The following is a 19,150-nucleotide window of genomic DNA, read 5'->3' as shown; positions in this document are numbered from 1 at the left end:
ACGATGAAATATTTTACTTTGATTGTTCTTTTTGCTTTGTTTTCTTGTGGCAACAAAGAGGATATTTTGTTGCCAAAAGCCAACACAACAATTGTCAAAAATGTAGATGATCTTTCGCCAATCTATATTTTTTTTAGAACAAAAGGAAAAGATACGCTAGCAGAAGTAAACAGGAAAAACAGTATTATTTCTACCAATTGGATTCTAAATGTTGACAAACGTTTACCGTTACGACTTGCCATTCCGGAAATCATGAAGTTGCAGGAGAAAAAGCGTACAGAGAAAGCACACAAGAATGAAAAGGCCGAAAATTATTATTCCTACACTGATACGATTGGTAGAAATTTGGCTTTTTTTCCTTTTACAAACGTATTTTATAAACTAGAAAAACCAAAGTCAGGAGTAATTGTCTTTTTTACCAAAAACAATGAAATTTTAGTAGATATGATAGGTGTAAAACAACAAGAATTACAAGTCTATTTGAATAAGCTGTCAAACAACACCTCAAGCCATTATGTTTTTTGTTATGATAAAAACTTAAATTTTGGAAGTTATGTTCAAAATAAAATTTTTATTGAAAGTTTAAAATTAAAAATGAAAAGTAATCAAGAATTTATTTACTAAACCTTAAACTTCAAACAAAATCATTACTGGTGATGATACGGTTCATTTCTTAAAATCGTAAAGCCACGATACAATTGCTCTATAAAGAACAATCGTACCATTTGATGGGAGAACGTCATTAAAGACAGTGATATTTTTCCTTGCGCTTTGGCATAAACGGTATCCGAAAATCCATAAGGCCCACCAATCACGAAAACTAGAGTCTTAACCCCAGAGTTCATTTTTTTTTGTAATTCTTCTGAAAAGCCTAGACTGGAGAAGTTTTTTCCGTTTTCATCTAATAAGATGAGTTGGTCTGTTGGTGTAATTTTCGCCAAAATCAATTCCCCTTCTTTCTCTTTCTGCTGACTTTCGGATAAGTTTTTTACGTTTTTGATATCAGGAATGATATCTAAATCGAACTTGATATAAAAAGACAAACGTTTGGTGTAATCGTCTATTAAGGATTGTAAGGCTTTGTTATCAGTTTTACCGATAGCAATCAATTTGATGTTCATTTTGTTGGATTTCAGAAGCGCAAAGATAGAAAAATTAGTAATTTTTAAACGTGTTATCTTTGATAGAATAGTGTACATAGGAGTAACGCAACATTGAGAGTGTGGGATAAAACAACTAATTGTCTAATTTATTTCACTTCAATTGTTTCAATAAGCAGTTGAAACTTCTCTTCTGTTTTATTACCTATTAAGAAGGCAATTTCTTCTAAATTGGATCCATCGTAATTAGGGAGGTCTAATTTTTGACCCCTAAAAGCAGGATATAACTCGGTAATTGGAATTTCAATAGTTTGCCAGTCATAATTAGTTTGAAAGGCAAATACGTAGGAATGGGAATCATTTCGGTTGGTCTTGACTCTAAATTGATATTTTTTACCATCTCCTTTTAGGCGAATGTAAAAAAGTTTGTAATTGTTTATACTGATTTGTTCTATGAAATGTTTTACCGCACAGAATCCTCCATTGTTAGCTAAAGATACACTACCTTCAAAAACACCTTGATTGTGTGAGTTTAGGTAAAATTTACTTTCGGATGTTCCGCCCATTACAGCATCGTTTACCGTTTTCCAACTGCTTAGAATGCTATTTAAATTTAAAGGAAAGATTAAAATTGAGTTCATTAAAACGGAGTATATAAATTACTGTATTTCAGAAAGTGTATCGTTTCTTTGAATAAAATTTAAAACGAGATGCGGTTCTAAACACTAAATTGTCATAAATAGGGCTGTTTTTATAGTAACTTGATTTTGGAATCCTTTAAATTCCTATTTAGGCAATGGAGCACCAACAGCAATATCACATCGATGATTAGTTTGTCCATGAGGTGGATTTATTCCTTGTACCGTAGGGGTTGCTTCTGCTGGAGTCGTTGCAGTAGTTACAGTATTTGCAGGAGGTGTTGTGTTTTGTTGTGGTGCGACAGCAGGAGAGTTCAAAGGAGCGCCAACAGCTATGTCACACCTATGCCCAGGTTGGCCATGAGCAGGATTCATGCCTTTGGCAATTGTAGTGGGATCAATAGTGGTATTTTGTTGTTGCTGATTTGCTGTTGAAGCTTCATTTTTCATCTGTCTGCCAACTTCAGTAAATGGCACTATATTCGTTATAGTGGAGTTCGGTTTCGATTCTGTTTCTTTTTTACAAGAAGTCAATAACAGTGATGATACAATAAAAAGGCTTAAAAAATATTTCATAAACGATGTTTTTATTACTAAACCCAAATATAAGATTTTAAATAGTACTGCACTAGATAAAACGAGAGATTTACTATAACATTTCTTTCAGTTAATCGCGATCTAAATACAACTGTCATTGTCTTCATGATGTTTTATTTGTATACTGACATAGTACTTGACATAAAGGAAATCGGAATATGGTTTTTCAAAATTACGAAGTCCACAAATTTTCAAATTTCCAAAATATACCTTACTTTAGCATTCCATAAATTTCCTTTAAAATGATTAGTGAAGCACAATTCAGTACCGAGTTACACCTATTAATAGAAAACGCCATTCGGGAAGATGTTGGTCCTGGGGATTACAGCTCTATGGCATGTATTCCTGCAACAGCAAATGGTAAAGCTAAGTTACTTGTAAAAGAAGATGGAATTATTGCCGGGGTAGCTTTTGCCAAAATGATTTTTGAGTATGTAGACGCTAATTTGCAAATAGAAACCTTTATTGAAGATGGAACTCCTGTAAAAAAAGGAGATGTAGTTTTTCATGTTACGGGAAGTTCACAATCGATTTTGAAGTCAGAACGTGTCGTTTTAAATTCAATGCAGCGAATGTCCGCTATAGCAACTAAGACTAAAGAATATGTTCGTTTATTAGAAGGAACAAATACAAAGATCTTGGATACACGAAAAACGACACCTGGATTTAGAGCCTGTGAAAAATGGGCAGTAAAAATTGGCGGAGGAGAAAATCATCGTTTCGCTCTTTATGATATGATAATGCTTAAGGACAATCATAACGATTTTGCGGGTGGAATTACGCTAGCTATAGCCAAAACTAAAGCCTATCTAAAGGAAAATAATCTAGATCTAAAAATTATTGTGGAAGCCAGAAATTTGGCCGAAATCAAAGAAATTCTTGAAAGTGAAGGTGTTTATAGAATTTTGATAGATAATTTCAATTATGAAGATACTAAAAAAGCGGTAACTTTGATCGCAGGGAAATGCTTGACAGAGTCATCAGGAAATATTAATGAAAATACCATTCGCAAGTATGCTCAATGTGGTGTGAATTATATCTCGTCAGGCGCCTTGACACACTCCGTATATAACATGGATTTGAGTTTGAAAGCAATATGAGTAAAGAAATTGAGGTGAAATTACAAAGAATTCCAATTATACGGAATTTGATGTTTGGTCTAAAAAAGATAAAACTACCTTGGTTAGAAGGCTTGTCTTTATATGATTTGTTAGAAATATATGGATTGGGAATTATTGAAAGCGCATTGACCTATCATGCCAGTGCCATTGCATTTAGCTTTTTTATGGCGTTGTTTCCTTTTGCACTTTTCATATTAAATCTAATTCCGTTCATACCTATTGTTGGTTTTCAAGAAGATTTCCTGCTGTTTGTAAAGGATGGTGTGCCTCCTAATACCTATGATGCTATTTATAAAATTATAAATGATATTCTTAATAATAGTGATTCGGGATTGTTATCCTCGGGGTTTATATTGTCTATTTTTTTGATGGCAAATGGATTAAATGGAATTTTAGGAGGTTTTGAAACCTCGCGCCATGTCTTGATTAAAAGAGGTTTTATAAGACAATATTTTGTCGCATTAGGCATGTCGTTATTATTGTCATTGCTTTTGATTGTAACTGTAGCGATAATTGTTGTTTTTGAGGTATTTATACAAAAAACAGTCTTTAGCGATCAGATTCAATTGATAGTTTTAGGGCGATATGCTTTTGTTATTTTGATGATTTTGGTCACAACCTCCATACTTTTTAAATTTGGTACAAAACACGATAAAAACAGAGCTTTTATCTCTATAGGTTCTGTTTTTACTACTATTTTGGTTCTTTTAGATTCGTATGTTTTTGGAATTTGGGTTACAAAATTTTCACAATACAATGAATTATACGGATCAATAGGAACATTATTGATTTTGATGTTTTACATTTGGATCAACTGCATGATATTACTTTTGGGTTTTGAATTGAATGCCACTGTAAATAAATTAAAAGCAAAAAGAGACTAAATTAAATCAAAATAGTTTTGTTATTTGGAGTTATTCCCAGGTATTTACTAAGAATGGTATCCCATACAACTCTTATTAAAACAAGAATTGTAGAGCTATATTTATTTTAAAAAAAGAAAAATATGAAAAATACGATTACAATTTTGGCATTATTTATTTCGATGGCTTTCTATGGTCAAAGTCATAGCGTTATTGGAAAATGGAAAACCATTGATGATCAATCAGGCAAAGCCAAATCAATTGTTGAAATCTACGAACGCTCAGGCAAAATTTATGGAAAAATCATCGATATTTTAGATGTTGACAAGAAAAAAAGTTTATGTACCAATTGTTCCGGTGAAGAAAAAAACAAACCGGTTATAGGGCTTGTAGTTATTAAAGGACTTAAAAAAGATGGGAAAGAATACAATTCAGGAAAGATTCTGGATCCAACTTCGGGTAAATTATACAAATGCTTTCTGGCTTTAGATGGGGTTGATAAATTGAAGGTTCGAGGATATATTGGCCTATCATTATTTGGGAGAACCCAAACTTGGAATAGAGTTAAATAATAATAGATTGTGAGTTATGAGTTCAAAATAAAGATTCAAGACATCACTTAAGTTCATCATTCATAATTGATTATAAATGTATTTTGTAGAAGTAATTTTACCACTTGCTCTAGCTAAAACTTTTACCTACAGCGTCTCTGAAGCGGAGTTTGGGTATATTAAAAAAGGAATGCGGGTTGCAGTTCCTTTTGGTAAAAGTAAAATGTATACGGCATTAGTTATTGAAATCCATCAAAACAAACCTGAGTTATACGATGCAAAGGAAATTCATCAAATTTTGGATGAAAAACCCATTGTAACCGAAATCCAAATTGCGCATTGGCAATGGATTGCTTCCTATTACATGTGTGCTATTGGGGATGTGTATCGTGGCGCCATGCCAAGTGCACTTTTACTGGAAAGTGAAACTCTTATTTCTCAAAAAACCGATTCATATGTTGATGTAAGTCTTCTCTCGGATGATGAATTCCTGGTTTACGAAGCGTTACAACAGCAGAATTCTCTAAAAGTGCAAGATATCATTGCTATTTTAAACAAGAAAAATATCTTTCCTGTTATTCAAAAACTCATTGATAAGAATATTTTAGTGCTTCAGGAAGAAATTCAGGAAAGCTACAAACCCAAGTTAGTGCGTTATGTCCGTTTACATGCTAAATACGAATCCAATCAAGGTTTAAGTGAGTTATTGGAGATCTTGAAAAGTGCCAATAAACAAAAGGAAATCGTTATGCGTTATTTTCAATTAAGCGCAACAGAAAACAAACCCATTACCGTAAAAAAACTAGTGGAGCAAGCGAATTCTTCTTCGGCAATTGTAAAGGCCTTGATTGAAAAAGAAATATTTGAAGATTATTTTCTACAGGAAGACAGAATAAATTTCAATGGAAAAATAAGGGAAGACGAATTACAGTTAAGTGCGGATCAACAAACAGCTGTTGAGGAAATTAAGAAGAGTTTCCTTCAAAAAGAAGTTTGTTTATTACATGGTGTAACTTCCAGTGGGAAAACGGAGATTTATATTAAACTGATTGAAGAATATCTGGAAACTGGAAAACAAATATTGTATTTATTGCCCGAAATTGCTTTGACAACCCAGTTAGTGGGAAGACTGAGAGCTTATTTCGGAAATAAAGTTGCTGTTTTTCATTCAAAATATAACAATAATGAACGTATAGAGGTTTGGAATCAAGTATTGTTTAACTCGGAGAAAGCGCAAGTCGTAATAGGAGCGAGGTCAGCTTTGTTCTTACCTTTTAAAACTTTAGGGTTTATTATTATAGATGAGGAGCATGAACAAACCTTCAAGCAGGCAGATCCAGCGCCACGGTATCATGCGCGCGATGCTGCAATAGTTTTGGCCCATTGGCACAAAGCAAAAGTGGTATTGGGTTCTGCTACTCCCAGTATAGAAACCTATTTCAATGCTAAATCGGACAAGTTTGGCTTAGTCGAAATTTCAAAACGTTTTGGAAATGTAATGATGCCGCTTATTGAATTAGTAGACCTCAAAGATAAATACTTCCGCAAAAAAATGACGGGACATTTCAGCGATGTTTTAATTGAAGAAATAACGAATGCATTGTCATTAGGAGAGCAAATAATTTTATTTCAAAATAGAAGAGGATATTCTCCTATAATTGAATGCCTCACTTGTGGTCATGTGCCACATTGCCAGCAATGTGATGTTAGTTTGACGTATCACAAGAACAAAAATCAGTTGCGGTGTCATTACTGTGGGTACAGTATGGCCAAGCCTACGCATTGTCATTCGTGTTCAAGTATAGATTTGACTACAAAAGGCTTTGGAACCGAGCAGATAGAGCAAGAATTGATTGCTATTTTTCCAAATTCAAAAATAGCAAGAATGGATCAGGACACTACTAGAGGTAAATTTGGTTTCGAAAAAATAATTGATAGTTTTAAGAACAGAGAAATGGATATATTAGTCGGAACTCAAATGCTGGCCAAAGGATTGGATTTTGATAACGTGAGTTTAGTAGGTATTATGAATGCCGATAATATGTTGTATCATCCTGATTTTAGAGCCTTCGAAAGAAGTTTCCAGATGATGACTCAAGTTGCCGGTAGAGCGGGACGTTCAGAAAAACAAGGAAAAGTGATTATACAAACTTATAATCCCAATCACAATACAATACAACAGGTTACCAATAATAATTACACAGGTATGTATAAAGAACAATTGTATGACCGACAGATCTATAAATACCCGCCTTATTTTAGAATCATTAAGCTAACGCTGAAACAACGCGATTTTGATAAATTAAAGGAAGGTTCAATGTGGTTGTATCAAGTAATGAGTCAAAACTTGAGTATGCCGGTTTTAGGGCCTGAAGAGCCTGCAATTAGTAGAATTCGAAATGAATACATTAGAACAATTATCATTAAAATACCTCAAAATGTGTCTATTGGAAATACAAAAAAAACTATTCAGAAAATACTAAATAGTTTTGAAGCTGTTGCTCAGTACAGAGCGATAAAAGTCACGATAAATGTAGATTTTTATTAACAAAAGGTATTTGTTTACGAAAATGAAAGTGCGCGAACGAGGTCTTCTTTTTTATGTCGGCTCAAAGGGATTTTCGTCATCCCAATTTCAGCATATTTACTATTAAATCGTTCTACTTTGTCAATATTGATGATATAAGATTTATGTACCCTGATGAATTTTTCTTTTGATAGATCATTTTCAAAAGATTTCATTGTAGACAGCACTAAATTGCTATCCTCTTCTGTAACAACACGAACATAATCTCCAAAAGCTTCAATCCATTTTATTTTAGAGGTAAAGATTTTTAATTTCTTTAAATTGCTTTTAATGAAAATGTGCTCTCCTTCTTCTTCTTTGTTATCTTTTTTCAGTAAATGAAAATCGAGGGCTCTTTTGACAGAAGCATTGAATCGATCGATAGCAATTGGTTTTTGAAGGTAATCTGTAGCATCATAATCAAAAGCTTTCATGGCATATTCAGCTTTTGAGGTAATGAAAATGATTTGAGGCTTTATCTTTAAACCATCTAAAAAATCAAAACCACTTATCACTGGCATCTCGATATCAAGAAAGATCAAATCGACGTTATGTATAGACATACAGCTTCTTGCTTCAATTGCATTTGAAAAATCACCAATTAGGTGTAAATTTTGATGATTATTAACTAACTTGGCGATAATCATTCTTTGGATTGAACTATCATCCACAACCACACAGTTTAGTTTCATAATATTGTACTTTAGATTTGGCTATGTAAACATACTACTTTTTTATTAGAAGAAAATTAACGGAGCTAAGTTTTTTTACCATACATCGAATAAAATGAAATATGACTTGCTTACTAAGAATTATTGATTACTTTTGCACCCAAAATAACATATAAATATATATTTATGAATCATTATGAAACTGTTTTCATTTTAAATCCCGTTTTATCTGAAGTTCAGGTAAAGGAAACAGTAAGCAAATTTGAAGATTTTCTTACTAGTAGAGGTGCAGAGATGGTATCGAAAGAAGACTGGGGCCTAAAAAAAATGGCTTACGAAATTCAAAACAAAAAAAGTGGTTTTTATCACTTATTCGAATTCAAAGTAGCTGGAGAAGTCCTTATTGCTTTTGAAACTGAATTTAGACGTGATGAAAGAGTAATGCGTTTCTTGACTGTAAGTCTTGACAAACACGCTATTTCTTGGGCTGAAAGAAGAAGAACTAAATTAAAATCTACAAAAGCTTAATTATCATGGCTACACTACAACAATCGGCTTCAGGAAAAAAAGACGGAGATATCAGATATCTTACGCCTTTGAACATAGAAACAAACAAAACTAAAAAGTATTGTCGTTTCAAAAAATCAGGTATCAAATATATTGATTATAAAGATGCTGATTTCTTATTGAAATTTGTTAATGAGCAAGGAAAAATACTTCCTCGTCGTTTAACAGGAACTTCATTGAAGTACCAAAGAAAAGTGTCTGTTGCTGTAAAAAGAGCGCGTCACTTAGCATTAATGCCATATGTGGCTGATTTACTAAAATAATATAAAATTAACAGTTGTTGGTTTTCTGAAACATGAAATTGCTATCAATAAAAGCGTTTGTAGTAAACAAACATGAATAAAAAAAGCAATGATTAATGGTACTTAAAAAAGTGACATTAAAATTTACGAAACCTAACTTCTATAAAAAAGGACAACAACATGGAACTTATTTTAAGACAAGACGTTCAAAATTTAGGATTTAAAGATGATATCGTTTCTGTAAAAAACGGATACGGACGTAATTTTCTAATCCCACAAGGACACGCTCATTTAGCAACATCTTCTGCAAAGAAAGTATTAGCTGAAAACCTAAAACAAAGAGCTCATAAAGAAGCTAAAGTAGTTAATGATGCAAAAACATTGGCTGAAGCTTTGAAAGCTATCGAAATTAAAATCTTTGCAAAAGCAGGTGGTGAAAAATTATTCGGTTCAATCACGAATATTGATATCGCTGAAGCTTTAGCTAAAGGTGGACAACAAATTGATAGAAAATTCATTACAAGCGGAATTGTTAAACGTACTGGTAAATATACTGCCAACGTTCGTTTGCACAGAGATGTAATAATTGAATTAGATTATGAAATTGTTGCTGAAAAAGCATAAATTTGTTAACATATTGTTAATAAATTATTAAAATCACTCTTAGGAGTGATTTTTTTTTGTTTAATTTTGCACCCAAAATAACACATTTACACAAATGAAAAAAATCATTACTTTATTATTAATTTTATGTAGTTTCAGCGCTGTCATTGGGCAAACTACAACTTCTAGCATCAAAGGGATTGTGCGAGGTTCTGACAATGAGACGCTTCCTGGAGCGACGGTTCAGGCAACACATGTTCCAACAGGTTCTAAGTATTCTGCGCTATCTAATGCAGATGGAAGAATCAGCATGTTGAATATGAGAATTGGTGGTCCTTATAAAATTGTCGTATCCTATGTAGGATATAGAAGTGAGGAATACAATGATGTTTACCTTGATTTAGGTAAAGTATTTAGTTTAGATGTTGTCTTAAAAGATGAAAGTCAGAAACTGGAGGAAGTAAAAGTAGTTGGTTCTAAAAATAGAGTTTTTCAAAGTGGAAGAACCGGTGCAGAAACTACGATTGGTCGAAGAGAATTATCAGCATTGCCCTCTATTTCAAGATCAGCTGATGATTTTACCCGTTTAGAACCAACAGCAAGTGGAGGTTCTTTTGGAGGTAGAAACGATCAATACAACAGTTATTCACTTAATGGTGCAGTTTTTAACAATCCTTTTGGATTAGATGCTGCAACTCCGGGTGGACAAACTGGCTCTCAGCCTATTTCACTGGATGCAATTGAGCAAATTCAAGTAGCCACTGCTCCTTATGATGTAACATTATCGGGTTTTACTGGAGCTTCTGTAAATGCAGTAACTAAATCAGGGTCAAACGAATTCCATGGAACTGCTTATAGTTTTTATAGAAATCAGGATATGACAGGTAATAAAATTAAAGGAGAAAAAATATTTGTACCCTCATTGGAGCAAACACAAACCGGTTTTAGTCTTGGTGGTCCAATTGTTAAAAACAAATTATTTTTCTTTACCAATTTTGAAATTGATAAAAGAAGCGATTCAGGATCAAATTTTGTTGCTAATGATGGAAATGGAACAACTGGAGTGAATGAATCCAGAGTTTTAGCAACTGATTTAATGCATGTATCAACTGAGTTAGGTAAGCTAGGGTACAATACAGGTGCTTATCAAGGATTTACACACAATTCTAATTCAAGTAAAGGAATTGTAAAATTGGATTGGAATATTAATGACAATCATAAATTAGCTGTTATTTATAATTTTTTAGATGCTTCGAAAGATAAGCCTGCACATCCTACCGCTATTATTCGTAGAGGAATTGATGCAAATACGTTGCAATTTGAAAATTCAGGATACCAAATTAACAATCAGATTAGCTCTTTTTTAGTAGAATTAAATTCTAAATTTAGTGAGACGGTTTCTAATAAATTACAAGCGGGTTATACTCATTTTAATGATTTTAGAAATCCATTTTCTGCTCCTGCGCCTGTAATTACAATTACTAAAGATGGTTCTCCTTACATTATTGCAGGTCATGAGCCTTTCTCTATCAATAATAAATTAGATCAAAAAGTAATTCAAATTACTGATAATTTGAATATTGTCAGAGGAAACCATACCTATACACTAGGTTTCTCATTCGAAAAGTTCATTTTCAAAAATTCATTTAACTTAAAAGGGTATGGTTTTGATGTTTTTGGAAGTACAAATATGGCAGGCTTTGATGCGAATATTGCAAATGGGTATTACAGTACTGCAATAAAAAACGCACAGACAACTTTCGACACAAAAAATGCATTGAAAGATGGTGTTGATGGGGGTTGGAATTTAGCAGAAACGACAGTAGGACAATTAGCTTTTTACGTTCAGGATGAATGGAATATCAGTGATAATTTTAAATTAATTTATGGATTAAGAGCTGATAAGCCATTGTATTTCAATACATCTGAATTGGCTCAAAAATTTATTGACACAGATAATTCAGAAGGATATTTGCCAAATATTGATTATTATAATCCAGCTGATGGTAGTGTAAAGAATTTTGATTCAACTAAATTACCCAATAATAATTTACTTTGGTCGCCAAGAGTTGGTTTCAATTGGGATATTAATGGAGATAAAAAACAACAGTTGCGTGGAGGTACTGGAATTTTCACCGGTAAACTTCCTTTTGTGTGGATTGGAAATCAAGTAGGTGGTATAGATCCATTTTTCTATCAAGTAGTAGACGAAGATTTTAAATTTCCACAGGTATGGAGAACTAGTTTAGGATTTGATCATAAATTTGAAAATGATTATATTGTAACGATAGACATGTCTTATAATAAAGATTTAAATGGGGTTCATATACAAAATTGGGGATTAAAACGACCAACAAGTCAATTGACAGGAGCTGATAATAGAGCAATATATGGTAGTGCAGATTATGGTACTTGGACTGATTATGGTTTTCCAGCGCGAACTAATGGATATGTATTGACTAATACCAATAAAGGAAGTGCATTCAACTCTTCTATCAAAGTACAAAAGACTTTTGACAATGGATTGTTTGCAAGTTTAGCCTATAACTATTTAAAGTCACAGGATGTTAATTCTATTGAAGCAGAAATTACGGGTGATGCTTTTGCTTTTAATCCGGCTTTGGGGAATGTGAATGATGCAGTTTTATCTGATTCTAAGTATGGCGATACGCACCGTTTTATAGGCGTAGCTTCAAAAAAATGGAAGTATGGTACTAATGATAAATGGGCTACTACTGTATCGACTTTCTTTGAATACGCGCAAGGAGGCCGTTTTAATTATACGTATGGAGGAGATATTAACAATGATGGGGCAACGGGTAATGATTTAATTTATATACCAACTTCAGCCGAAATAAGTACAATGGTATTTACTGGTGGAGTTAGTCAAGGTGCCGCATTTGATGCCTTTATCAAGCAGGATAACTATTTGAGTGATAGAAGAGGTCAGTACGCAGCTCGTTATGGAGCGCTTTCGCCATGGAGAGGAAAATGGGATTTTAAAATAATGCAAGATTATAACTTTAAAATTTCATCCGCTTCTATTAAAACGAATACAATTCAATTTAGTATTGATGTATTGAACTTAGGTAATTTGATTAATTCTGATTGGGGATTGGTTCAAGTGCCAACAAGTGTTCAACCAATTGGTGTATCTGTTGATCAAACTACAAAAATACCAACCTATACTTTTAACGGTACTCAAACCAAAACCTTCAACTATGACGCAAGTTTATTATCAAGATGGCAGGCGCAGTTTGGAATTAGATATATTTTCTAAAAAAAGATAAAAATATAGATTAAATTTGCCCTCTCGTTTGAGAGGGTTTTTTTTGTTTTATAAAATCAAGAATAGCTAAAAATAAAAGTCAAATATTAAAACGCAATAATGAAATACTCAAGATTAACAAAAGAACAATTTGAGGAATTGAATCAGGAATTCAGTACTTTTTTAGCAACGCAGACCATCGATAAAGCCGAGTGGGATAAAATAAAAGCAGAAAAACCAGAAGTTGCCGAACAAGAATTAGATGTTTTTTCTGATTTGGTATGGGAAGGAGTACTTTCAAAAGCAACGTACTTAGAACATTTTTCTAAAAATCATATTTTTCTTTTTCATTGTTTTGATACTCACGTCCAATCAATAGTCTTGAAATCTTTAGTTCCAGAGACTGATTTCTTGACCAAAGAAGGCTTGCAATGGCTTAGCGATAATATGTTTACGGATACTATTGAAATGAAAGTGGGTAAAAAAGGGTTTTCAGAAGAACGCAATACTTCAATTTTTGAATTAATACAACAAGGTTCGTTTTTGAGTGATGGTCTATTGTACCAGCAAATAAATACTATTATGGCATCTTAATTGTATTGCTATTTATTTTTAATTGGTTATTTTAGTACACTTTTTCAAAACTAAAATAGCCAATTTATTTTCTATGGATATTCAGAATACAATTCAAAAATTAAGGGAGGAATTAAATCAGCACAACTATAATTACTATGTGTTAGATAATGCAATTATTTCTGATTATGACTTTGATTTGAAATTAAAAAAACTACAAGAGCTTGAAAGTCAGTATCCGGAATATTTTGATGAGAACTCACCTTCGCAACGAGTAGGTGGAACAATAACAAAAAACTTCCAAACCGTTCCGCATAGATATAGAATGTACTCTTTGGATAATTCCTATTCCAAAGAAGAATTAATTGATTGGAAAAAACGCGTTCAGAAGGTCTTAGGCGATGTCCCGCTAGAATATACCTGTGAATTAAAATATGATGGTGCCTCAATTAGTATTACGTATGAAAATGGAAAACTGAAACGAGCCGTTACGCGTGGCGATGGTTTTCAGGGAGATGATGTGACTAATAATATCAAAACCATAAAATCAATTCCGCTTAAGTTAAAAGGAAATTTCCCAGATACATTTGACGTTCGCGGTGAAATAATTTTGCCTTTTGCCGGATTCGAAAAAATGAATCAGGAACTAATAGAAATTGGAGAAACTCCCTATTCTAATCCCAGAAATACCGCTTCAGGAAGTCTAAAATTGCAAGATAGTGCCGAAGTAGCAAAAAGACCTTTGGATTGTTTGTTGTATTTTTTAATTGGAAATACTCTTCCTTTCAAATCGCAGTTTGAAGGATTAGAATCCGCGAGAAACTGGGGTTTTAAAGTTCCTAAAGAAGCAAAATTAGCCAGTAATTTAACTGAGGTTTTCGAATTTATTGATTATTGGGATAGTCACAGGCATACTCTTCCTTATGAAACGGATGGTATTGTGGTTAAAGTAAATTCTTTTCAGTATCAAGAGGAATTGGGTTTTACCGCCAAATCACCTCGTTGGGCCATCGCTTATAAATTCAAATCAGAACAAGTTTCAACAAAATTAAATTCTATTTCGTATCAGGTAGGACGAACCGGTTCTATAACTCCTGTAGCGAATCTTGACCCCGTTCAGTTAGCTGGAACCATTGTAAAAAGGGCTTCATTGCACAATGCTGATCAAATAGAAAAGTTAGATATTCGTGTAGGAGATACTGTTTTTGTGGAAAAAGGAGGAGAAATTATTCCCAAAATTATAGCGGTCGATTTAACAAAACGAGCCGATGTCTCAGAATCTACAAAATACATTAGCCATTGTCCGGAATGCAATACAGAACTGGTCAGATCAGAAGGAGAAGCGAATCATTATTGTCCAAATTTTTATGGATGTCCACCGCAGATCATTGGAAGAATTCAGCATTTTATTTCTAGAAAAGCCATGGATATTGAAGGTCTTGGCGGAGAAACGGTAGCCTTACTTTTTAATAATGGATTAGTTCATAATTATGCCGATTTGTATGAATTGACTGTTGACCAGATTTTACCCTTGGAGCGAATGGCACAAAAATCGGCTGAGAATTTAGTAAATGGAGTGGCTCATTCTAAAAATATTCCTTTCGAACGCGTTTTATTTGCACTCGGAATTCGCTTTGTAGGAGAAACAGTAGCGAAGAAATTGGCTAAACATTATAAAAACATTGATGCCTTGGGCCAGGCGACTTTGATGGATTTAATTTTGGTAGACGAAATTGGAGATCGAATCGCACAAAGTGTACTTGATTTTTTTGAAAACAAAGAAAATAGAGGCATTCTGGAAAGGCTTAAAAAATATGGAATACAATTTGAAATTGTTGAAAAAATAAATCCCAATGCTACAGATAAACTTATAGGAAAAACTTTTGTGGTCTCAGGTGTGTTTGAGAAATTCTCTAGAGACGATTTGAAAAAAGCAATTGAAGATAATGGGGGAAAAGTGGGGAATTCTATTTCAGCAAAGACGGATTATGTTGTAGCTGGCGATAATATGGGGCCGGCTAAACTTGATAAAGCAAATAAACTCAACATTTCGATAATTTCTGAAGATGATTTTATCAATTTAATTCATACTTCTACTACAGAGACTGATTAAAGATATACTTTGTGTCAGAATATGCGTTGTCTGTTTTTTGATGTAACGATTGAAATTCTTGTAGGGGTGTTTTTATAGTGTTTTTTTTTTGTTATTAAACGATTAGTCTTATTTATAGTAAGTTAGTCTGTTTTATAAATTTGGGATTGATGCCCAAAGTTTAAATCCAGACATGAAAGTAAACACTAAATAAAGTAATGATCGGTTTTGTTCAAAAAATAATTAGTGTGTAAATGGTTAAATTTTGAAGGGAAATCGATTATAATTACACTATAATCGATTTCCCTTCAAAAGCTTTTGCTTTATTGTTATCCAAATAAAAATCAATTCTCCCCAGATTTATACCATAACAACCTACTTGATTTACTAAAACTTCTTTGCCAATACGGTTTTTTGTAACAGTAGGTTTGTCTAAAAAAGTATGGGTATGTCCGCCAATAATCAAGTCAATATCCTGTGTGAGTTCGGCTAATTTTAAATCACATATTTTAGTAGGCTCATCTTTGTATTTATACCCTAAATGGGATAGGCAAATCACTAAATCACACTGCTGTTCTTTCTTTAAAATTCGTACCATTTCTTGTGCGGTCTCAACCGGATCGTTGTAAACAGTCTCCTTATACATTCCTTTATCGACTAAACCGGCAAGCTCAATCCCGAGTCCAAAAACACCAACCTTAATCCCATTCTTGTTGAATATTTTATATGGTTTTACAAAACCATCCATCACGGTATTTTTAAAATCGTAGTTAGCGGATAAAAACTCAAAGTTGGCGTGTGGCATTTGTGCATGCAAACCTTCAACCGCATTATCAAAATCATGATTCCCTATGGTAGCAGCATCGTATTGCATCATGCTCATCAATTTGAATTCTAATTCTCCGCCATAATAGTTAAAATAAGGAGTTCCCTGAAAAATATCGCCCGCATCTAATAACAGAACATTTGGATTTTCTTTTCGAATCGTTTCAATCAATGCGGCCCTGCGGGCTACACCACCCATATTAGCATTTCTGGGATGATCAGCCGGAAATGGATCAATATAACTGTGTACATCATTCGTATGTAAAACTGTCAGCTGTCTGGCTTTTGAGGATTCGAAGCTGCTTAATGATATTCCTAAACCCAGTAAAGCTGAACCTGCAGCTGTTTTCTCTATAAATTCTCTTCTTTTCATTTTATTTTTTTTTGGAGCTATTTCCTGCTGTTTGCGATATATTTATGCTTTTAAAGAAAAAATACAAAGGCAATTGCGAAAGCAATTCGACCATCAGGGCTAAAGCCATATCTTAACAGTGTTATTCTATACTTGTTTAAAGCGGAGCCTTGTGTCGCACTATGGAACATTTATTTTTTATTCAACCGTAATTCGAATGTCATTTATCACGGGAATTGTATCTACTTCTTTGAAATAGTCAATTAGGATATTTCTCAACTTATAGTCTAAATCAAATTTCTGAATGCCTTTTTTAAAGAAATTCATGTTATCTCCACCATTGGATAAATAATCATTGGTTCCAACATAATAAATGGTCTCTTTTTCAAGGGGTTTTCCTTGTACTAAAATATTTTTGGCAACATTATTTTTGTTAATTGTAAATGTAATTCCAGCAAGAGGATGGGATTTCTTTTCGGCAATAAAAAAGGTTACCATTTCAAGAATTTGTTCCCCTTTTAAAGCGATAACAACCAAGCTGTTTTCAAAAGGCATAATTTCAAAAGCGGTCCTGGCGGTTACATTCCCTTTCGGGAGTATAGAACGAATCCCGCCACTGTTGAGCAGGCAAATGTCAATACTCTTTTTTTTCCGGGCTTTAAACACAACATTGCCTCGCATTAAAGTCACATCAGCCATTAAATTACCAATAGTAGTTTGCCATTTACCGGTGCTTTTATCTAATGTTTGTGGACTATAGGCAAGAATGCTGTCTAAGTCGTTGTTGATATGTTCTCGGTATGGTTTTATGAAATTTTCAATTTGTTGAGCTTGTCCACTTTGTGGACCGGAATTAAGAGCTTGATTTTCCTTTTCCGTTACTGGAATTCGCTTTCCTTCAATTTTAGTAACGTAATAATTTTGTTTGCTGCATGAAACAACAAATAAAAATGTTAAGAATATAACAAAAAGTTTAGAAACGTCGTTATACTTTTTTAGTTTTACCATTTTAAATGCGACTTAATTAATTAATTTTGTAATCAAGTAAAAGTAATATGTTTTTAAATTATATAAAGAATTTTTTTGTAAAAAAAACATTAAAAAACAGTTTGCAAAATTTAAAAAGTAATGCTTCTACAGCTGCCATACATACCGTTGGATTAGTGGTTGATGCTACTGATTTTGTTAAGATCGAATTGTTGATTAAAGAATTGTCTTCATTTGGAATTGTTCCTGAAAGCATAAAAACCATTGTTTACAACGGAAAACTAAAGAAAGGTAATAAAGATACATATCCTACTTTTAATGCAGGGCATCTTAACTGGAATGGACAAATTTCGTCTCCAGCAGTACATGATTTTATCAATCAAAAGTTTGATTTACTAATCAGTTATTATGATATCGAAAAAGCAATTTTAATGCAAATTACGCATCATTCAAAAGCAAACTTCAAAGTGGGCTTTTCAACTATTGACAAAAGATTAAATCATTTCATGATTAAAACGGAAGTCAATAGTTACAGTGTTTTTGTAAGTGAATTATTTAAATATTTAAAATTATTAAACAAAATATAATATGCAATCATTAATAGGAACCGGTGTTGCTCTTGTAACCCCATTCAAACAAGATTTTTCAATTGATACCGATGCTTTAAAAAGAATTGTACATTTTTCTATTGATGGAGGAATTGAATATCTGGTAGTATTGGGTACAACTGCAGAAAATGCAACCTTGTCTCCGGACGAAAAAGAATTGGTTATTCGTACTGTAATCGAAGCGAATAATGGCGCTTTGCCATTAGTGCTTGGAGTAGGAGGGAATAATACCTTAAAAGTGGTTGAAGAATTAAAAACAAGAGATTTGTCAGCATTTACAGCGATACTTTCTGTTTCACCGTATTACAATAAACCAACTCAAGAAGGGATTTACCAACATTTTAAAGCAGTTGCTGAAGCATCGCCAATTCCGGTAATTTTATACAATGTTCCTGGTAGAACGGCGAGCAATATGTTGCCTTCAACGGTTTTGCGTTTGGCACACGATTTCGAAAACGTTGTTGCCATCAAAGAGGCAGCAGGAGATATCGTTCAGGCCATGCAATTATTGAAAAATAAACCTAAAGATTTTCTTGTGATTTCAGGTGATGATATGATTGCTTTACCAATGGTTTTAGCAGGTGGATCTGGCGTTATATCAGTAATTGGACAAGGTTTTCCTAAAGAATTTTCAGAAATGATTCGATTGGGATTAAATCGTAAAGTAGACGAAGCGTTTAAATCGCAGTATCTTTTAGCAGATTGTATCGATATGATTTTTGAGCAGGGTAATCCTGCAGGAATCAAACAAGTGTTTCTATCGCTAGGAATTTCAGAAAACACAGTGCGATTGCCGCTAGTGGGAGTAGATGATTTATTAGCGGGAAAAATTGACCAATTTGTTAAAAAAGTAAATAAACAAGGTTAAATAAAAAGACTTTTTTTAAACAAAAAATATATTTTGAAGTCGCTAAATTAATAACTAA

General features: G+C 33.2%; 18 protein-coding genes and 1 pseudogene. 13 read left to right on the top strand and 6 right to left on the bottom strand.

Features of this window, described 5'->3' with window-relative positions:
- The first annotated feature begins 3 nt into the window (after window positions 1–3).
- A complete protein-coding gene (locus tag AC0608_RS12200; RefSeq protein WP_478289235.1) occupies window positions 4–624 on the top strand; it encodes a hypothetical protein in 621 nt (206 codons plus the stop codon).
- A 23-nt stretch (window positions 625–647) separates the two neighbouring features.
- Here AC0608_RS12200 and rlmH read toward each other — a convergent pair whose 3' ends face one another.
- From rlmH to AC0608_RS12185, 3 genes and pseudogenes are all read right to left on the bottom strand, one after another.
- The gene (rlmH, locus tag AC0608_RS12195) at window positions 648–1,121 is read right to left on the bottom strand and encodes a 23S rRNA (pseudouridine(1915)-N(3))-methyltransferase RlmH (protein WP_478289234.1); all 474 of its coding nucleotides are present in this window, start codon (window positions 1,119–1,121) and stop codon (window positions 648–650) included.
- 128 nt (window positions 1,122–1,249) lie between these two features.
- Window positions 1,250–1,741, bottom strand: a complete 492-nt coding sequence (locus AC0608_RS12190; protein WP_478289233.1) for a CIA30 family protein — start codon at window positions 1,739–1,741, stop codon at window positions 1,250–1,252.
- A gap of 144 nt (window positions 1,742–1,885) precedes the next feature.
- Window positions 1,886–2,110, bottom strand: a pseudogene (locus AC0608_RS12185) (hypothetical protein); the annotation flags it as partial.
- A 467-nt stretch (window positions 2,111–2,577) separates the two neighbouring features.
- Here AC0608_RS12185 and nadC point away from each other — a divergent pair.
- From nadC to priA, 4 genes are all read left to right on the top strand, one after another.
- Entirely contained in the window at window positions 2,578–3,435 is an 858-nt protein-coding gene (nadC, locus tag AC0608_RS12180; protein WP_417990428.1) for a carboxylating nicotinate-nucleotide diphosphorylase, read from the top strand.
- Window positions 3,432–4,340, top strand: a complete 909-nt coding sequence (locus AC0608_RS12175) for a YihY/virulence factor BrkB family protein (RefSeq protein ID WP_417961491.1) — start codon at window positions 3,432–3,434, stop codon at window positions 4,338–4,340. Before nadC ends, AC0608_RS12175 begins: the two co-directional genes overlap by 4 nt.
- Window positions 4,341–4,462: 122 nt before the next feature.
- Complete coding sequence (locus AC0608_RS12170) at window positions 4,463–4,891, top strand: DUF2147 domain-containing protein (protein ID WP_417990427.1); 429 nt, start codon at window positions 4,463–4,465, stop codon at window positions 4,889–4,891.
- A gap of 76 nt (window positions 4,892–4,967) precedes the next feature.
- Window positions 4,968–7,418, top strand: coding sequence for a replication restart helicase PriA (priA, locus tag AC0608_RS12165; protein ID WP_478289232.1), 2,451 nt, complete (start codon window positions 4,968–4,970; stop codon window positions 7,416–7,418).
- Between the two features lie 14 nt (window positions 7,419–7,432).
- Here priA and AC0608_RS12160 read toward each other — a convergent pair whose 3' ends face one another.
- Window positions 7,433–8,128: a LytR/AlgR family response regulator transcription factor gene (locus tag AC0608_RS12160; RefSeq protein ID WP_417961485.1), complete on the bottom strand. Its 696-nt coding sequence runs from the start codon at window positions 8,126–8,128 to the stop codon at window positions 7,433–7,435.
- Window positions 8,129–8,293: 165 nt separating this feature from the next.
- On the opposite strand from AC0608_RS12160, the gene rpsF reads away from it, so the two are divergent.
- The 6 genes from rpsF (at window position 8,294) to ligA (ending at window position 15,473) form a co-directional block, all read left to right on the top strand.
- Window positions 8,294–8,635 carry a 30S ribosomal protein S6 gene (gene rpsF, locus AC0608_RS12155; protein ID WP_035671622.1) on the top strand — a complete coding sequence of 114 codons (342 nt, stop codon included), beginning with the start codon at window positions 8,294–8,296 and terminating at the stop codon, window positions 8,633–8,635.
- Between the two features lie 5 nt (window positions 8,636–8,640).
- Window positions 8,641–8,937, top strand: a complete 297-nt coding sequence (gene rpsR / locus AC0608_RS12150; RefSeq protein ID WP_007138295.1) for a 30S ribosomal protein S18 — start codon at window positions 8,641–8,643, stop codon at window positions 8,935–8,937.
- A 159-nt stretch (window positions 8,938–9,096) separates the two neighbouring features.
- The gene (rplI, locus tag AC0608_RS12145; RefSeq protein ID WP_417961483.1) at window positions 9,097–9,540 is read left to right on the top strand and encodes a 50S ribosomal protein L9; all 444 of its coding nucleotides are present in this window, start codon (window positions 9,097–9,099) and stop codon (window positions 9,538–9,540) included.
- 94 nt (window positions 9,541–9,634) lie between these two features.
- The gene (locus tag AC0608_RS12140; protein WP_478289231.1) at window positions 9,635–12,799 is read left to right on the top strand and encodes a TonB-dependent receptor; all 3,165 of its coding nucleotides are present in this window, start codon (window positions 9,635–9,637) and stop codon (window positions 12,797–12,799) included.
- Window positions 12,800–12,907: 108 nt separating this feature from the next.
- On the top strand, window positions 12,908–13,381 hold the full coding sequence (locus AC0608_RS12135) for a DUF6495 family protein (protein ID WP_478289230.1): 474 nt from the start codon (window positions 12,908–12,910) through the stop codon (window positions 13,379–13,381).
- 73 nt (window positions 13,382–13,454) lie between these two features.
- Window positions 13,455–15,473 carry an NAD-dependent DNA ligase LigA gene (gene ligA, locus AC0608_RS12130; protein WP_478289229.1) on the top strand — a complete coding sequence of 673 codons (2,019 nt, stop codon included), beginning with the start codon at window positions 13,455–13,457 and terminating at the stop codon, window positions 15,471–15,473.
- A 265-nt stretch (window positions 15,474–15,738) separates the two neighbouring features.
- Here ligA and AC0608_RS12125 read toward each other — a convergent pair whose 3' ends face one another.
- Together AC0608_RS12125 and AC0608_RS12120 are read right to left on the bottom strand one after the other, a co-directional pair.
- Window positions 15,739–16,650: a bifunctional metallophosphatase/5'-nucleotidase gene (locus AC0608_RS12125; RefSeq protein WP_478289228.1), complete on the bottom strand. Its 912-nt coding sequence runs from the start codon at window positions 16,648–16,650 to the stop codon at window positions 15,739–15,741.
- A 177-nt stretch (window positions 16,651–16,827) separates the two neighbouring features.
- Window positions 16,828–17,637: a 5'-nucleotidase C-terminal domain-containing protein gene (locus AC0608_RS12120; RefSeq protein WP_478289227.1), complete on the bottom strand. Its 810-nt coding sequence runs from the start codon at window positions 17,635–17,637 to the stop codon at window positions 16,828–16,830.
- 47 nt (window positions 17,638–17,684) lie between these two features.
- Here AC0608_RS12120 and AC0608_RS12115 point away from each other — a divergent pair, with 47 nt between their 5' ends.
- Window positions 17,685–18,203 carry a DUF6913 domain-containing protein gene (locus AC0608_RS12115; RefSeq protein WP_478289226.1) on the top strand — a complete coding sequence of 173 codons (519 nt, stop codon included), beginning with the start codon at window positions 17,685–17,687 and terminating at the stop codon, window positions 18,201–18,203.
- 1 nt (window position 18,204) lies between these two features.
- A complete protein-coding gene (gene dapA, locus AC0608_RS12110; protein ID WP_417959661.1) occupies window positions 18,205–19,092 on the top strand; it encodes a 4-hydroxy-tetrahydrodipicolinate synthase in 888 nt (295 codons plus the stop codon).
- Window positions 19,093–19,150: the final 58 nt, after the last annotated feature.

Source organism: Flavobacterium sp. GNP008, from assembly GCF_056428965.1.
This window is presented reverse-complemented; position numbering and strand designations above follow the sequence as displayed.

What these genes read in the sequence shown, in the direction of transcription:
- AC0608_RS12140 (WP_478289231.1), top strand. Translation starts at nt 9,635, where the DNA reads ATGAAAAAAATCATTACTTTATTATTAATTTTATGTAGTTTCAGCGCT.
- rpsF (WP_035671622.1), top strand. Translation starts at nt 8,294, where the DNA reads ATGAATCATTATGAAACTGTTTTCATTTTAAATCCCGTTTTATCTGAA.
- nadC (WP_417990428.1), top strand. Translation starts at nt 2,578, where the DNA reads ATGATTAGTGAAGCACAATTCAGTACCGAGTTACACCTATTAATAGAA.
- rpsR (WP_007138295.1), top strand. Translation starts at nt 8,641, where the DNA reads ATGGCTACACTACAACAATCGGCTTCAGGAAAAAAAGACGGAGATATC.
- ligA (WP_478289229.1), top strand. Translation starts at nt 13,455, where the DNA reads ATGGATATTCAGAATACAATTCAAAAATTAAGGGAGGAATTAAATCAG.
- dapA (WP_417959661.1), top strand. Translation starts at nt 18,205, where the DNA reads ATGCAATCATTAATAGGAACCGGTGTTGCTCTTGTAACCCCATTCAAA.
- AC0608_RS12120 (WP_478289227.1), bottom strand. Translation starts at nt 17,637, where the DNA reads ATGGTAAAACTAAAAAAGTATAACGACGTTTCTAAACTTTTTGTTATA.
- AC0608_RS12190 (WP_478289233.1), bottom strand. Translation starts at nt 1,741, where the DNA reads ATGAACTCAATTTTAATCTTTCCTTTAAATTTAAATAGCATTCTAAGC.
- rplI (WP_417961483.1), top strand. Translation starts at nt 9,097, where the DNA reads ATGGAACTTATTTTAAGACAAGACGTTCAAAATTTAGGATTTAAAGAT.
- AC0608_RS12115 (WP_478289226.1), top strand. Translation starts at nt 17,685, where the DNA reads ATGTTTTTAAATTATATAAAGAATTTTTTTGTAAAAAAAACATTAAAA.
- AC0608_RS12200 (WP_478289235.1), top strand. Translation starts at nt 4, where the DNA reads ATGAAATATTTTACTTTGATTGTTCTTTTTGCTTTGTTTTCTTGTGGC.
- AC0608_RS12170 (WP_417990427.1), top strand. Translation starts at nt 4,463, where the DNA reads ATGAAAAATACGATTACAATTTTGGCATTATTTATTTCGATGGCTTTC.
- AC0608_RS12160 (WP_417961485.1), bottom strand. Translation starts at nt 8,128, where the DNA reads ATGAAACTAAACTGTGTGGTTGTGGATGATAGTTCAATCCAAAGAATG.
- priA (WP_478289232.1), top strand. Translation starts at nt 4,968, where the DNA reads ATGTATTTTGTAGAAGTAATTTTACCACTTGCTCTAGCTAAAACTTTT.
- AC0608_RS12135 (WP_478289230.1), top strand. Translation starts at nt 12,908, where the DNA reads ATGAAATACTCAAGATTAACAAAAGAACAATTTGAGGAATTGAATCAG.
- rlmH (WP_478289234.1), bottom strand. Translation starts at nt 1,121, where the DNA reads ATGAACATCAAATTGATTGCTATCGGTAAAACTGATAACAAAGCCTTA.
- AC0608_RS12125 (WP_478289228.1), bottom strand. Translation starts at nt 16,650, where the DNA reads ATGAAAAGAAGAGAATTTATAGAGAAAACAGCTGCAGGTTCAGCTTTA.
- AC0608_RS12175 (WP_417961491.1), top strand. Translation starts at nt 3,432, where the DNA reads ATGAGTAAAGAAATTGAGGTGAAATTACAAAGAATTCCAATTATACGG.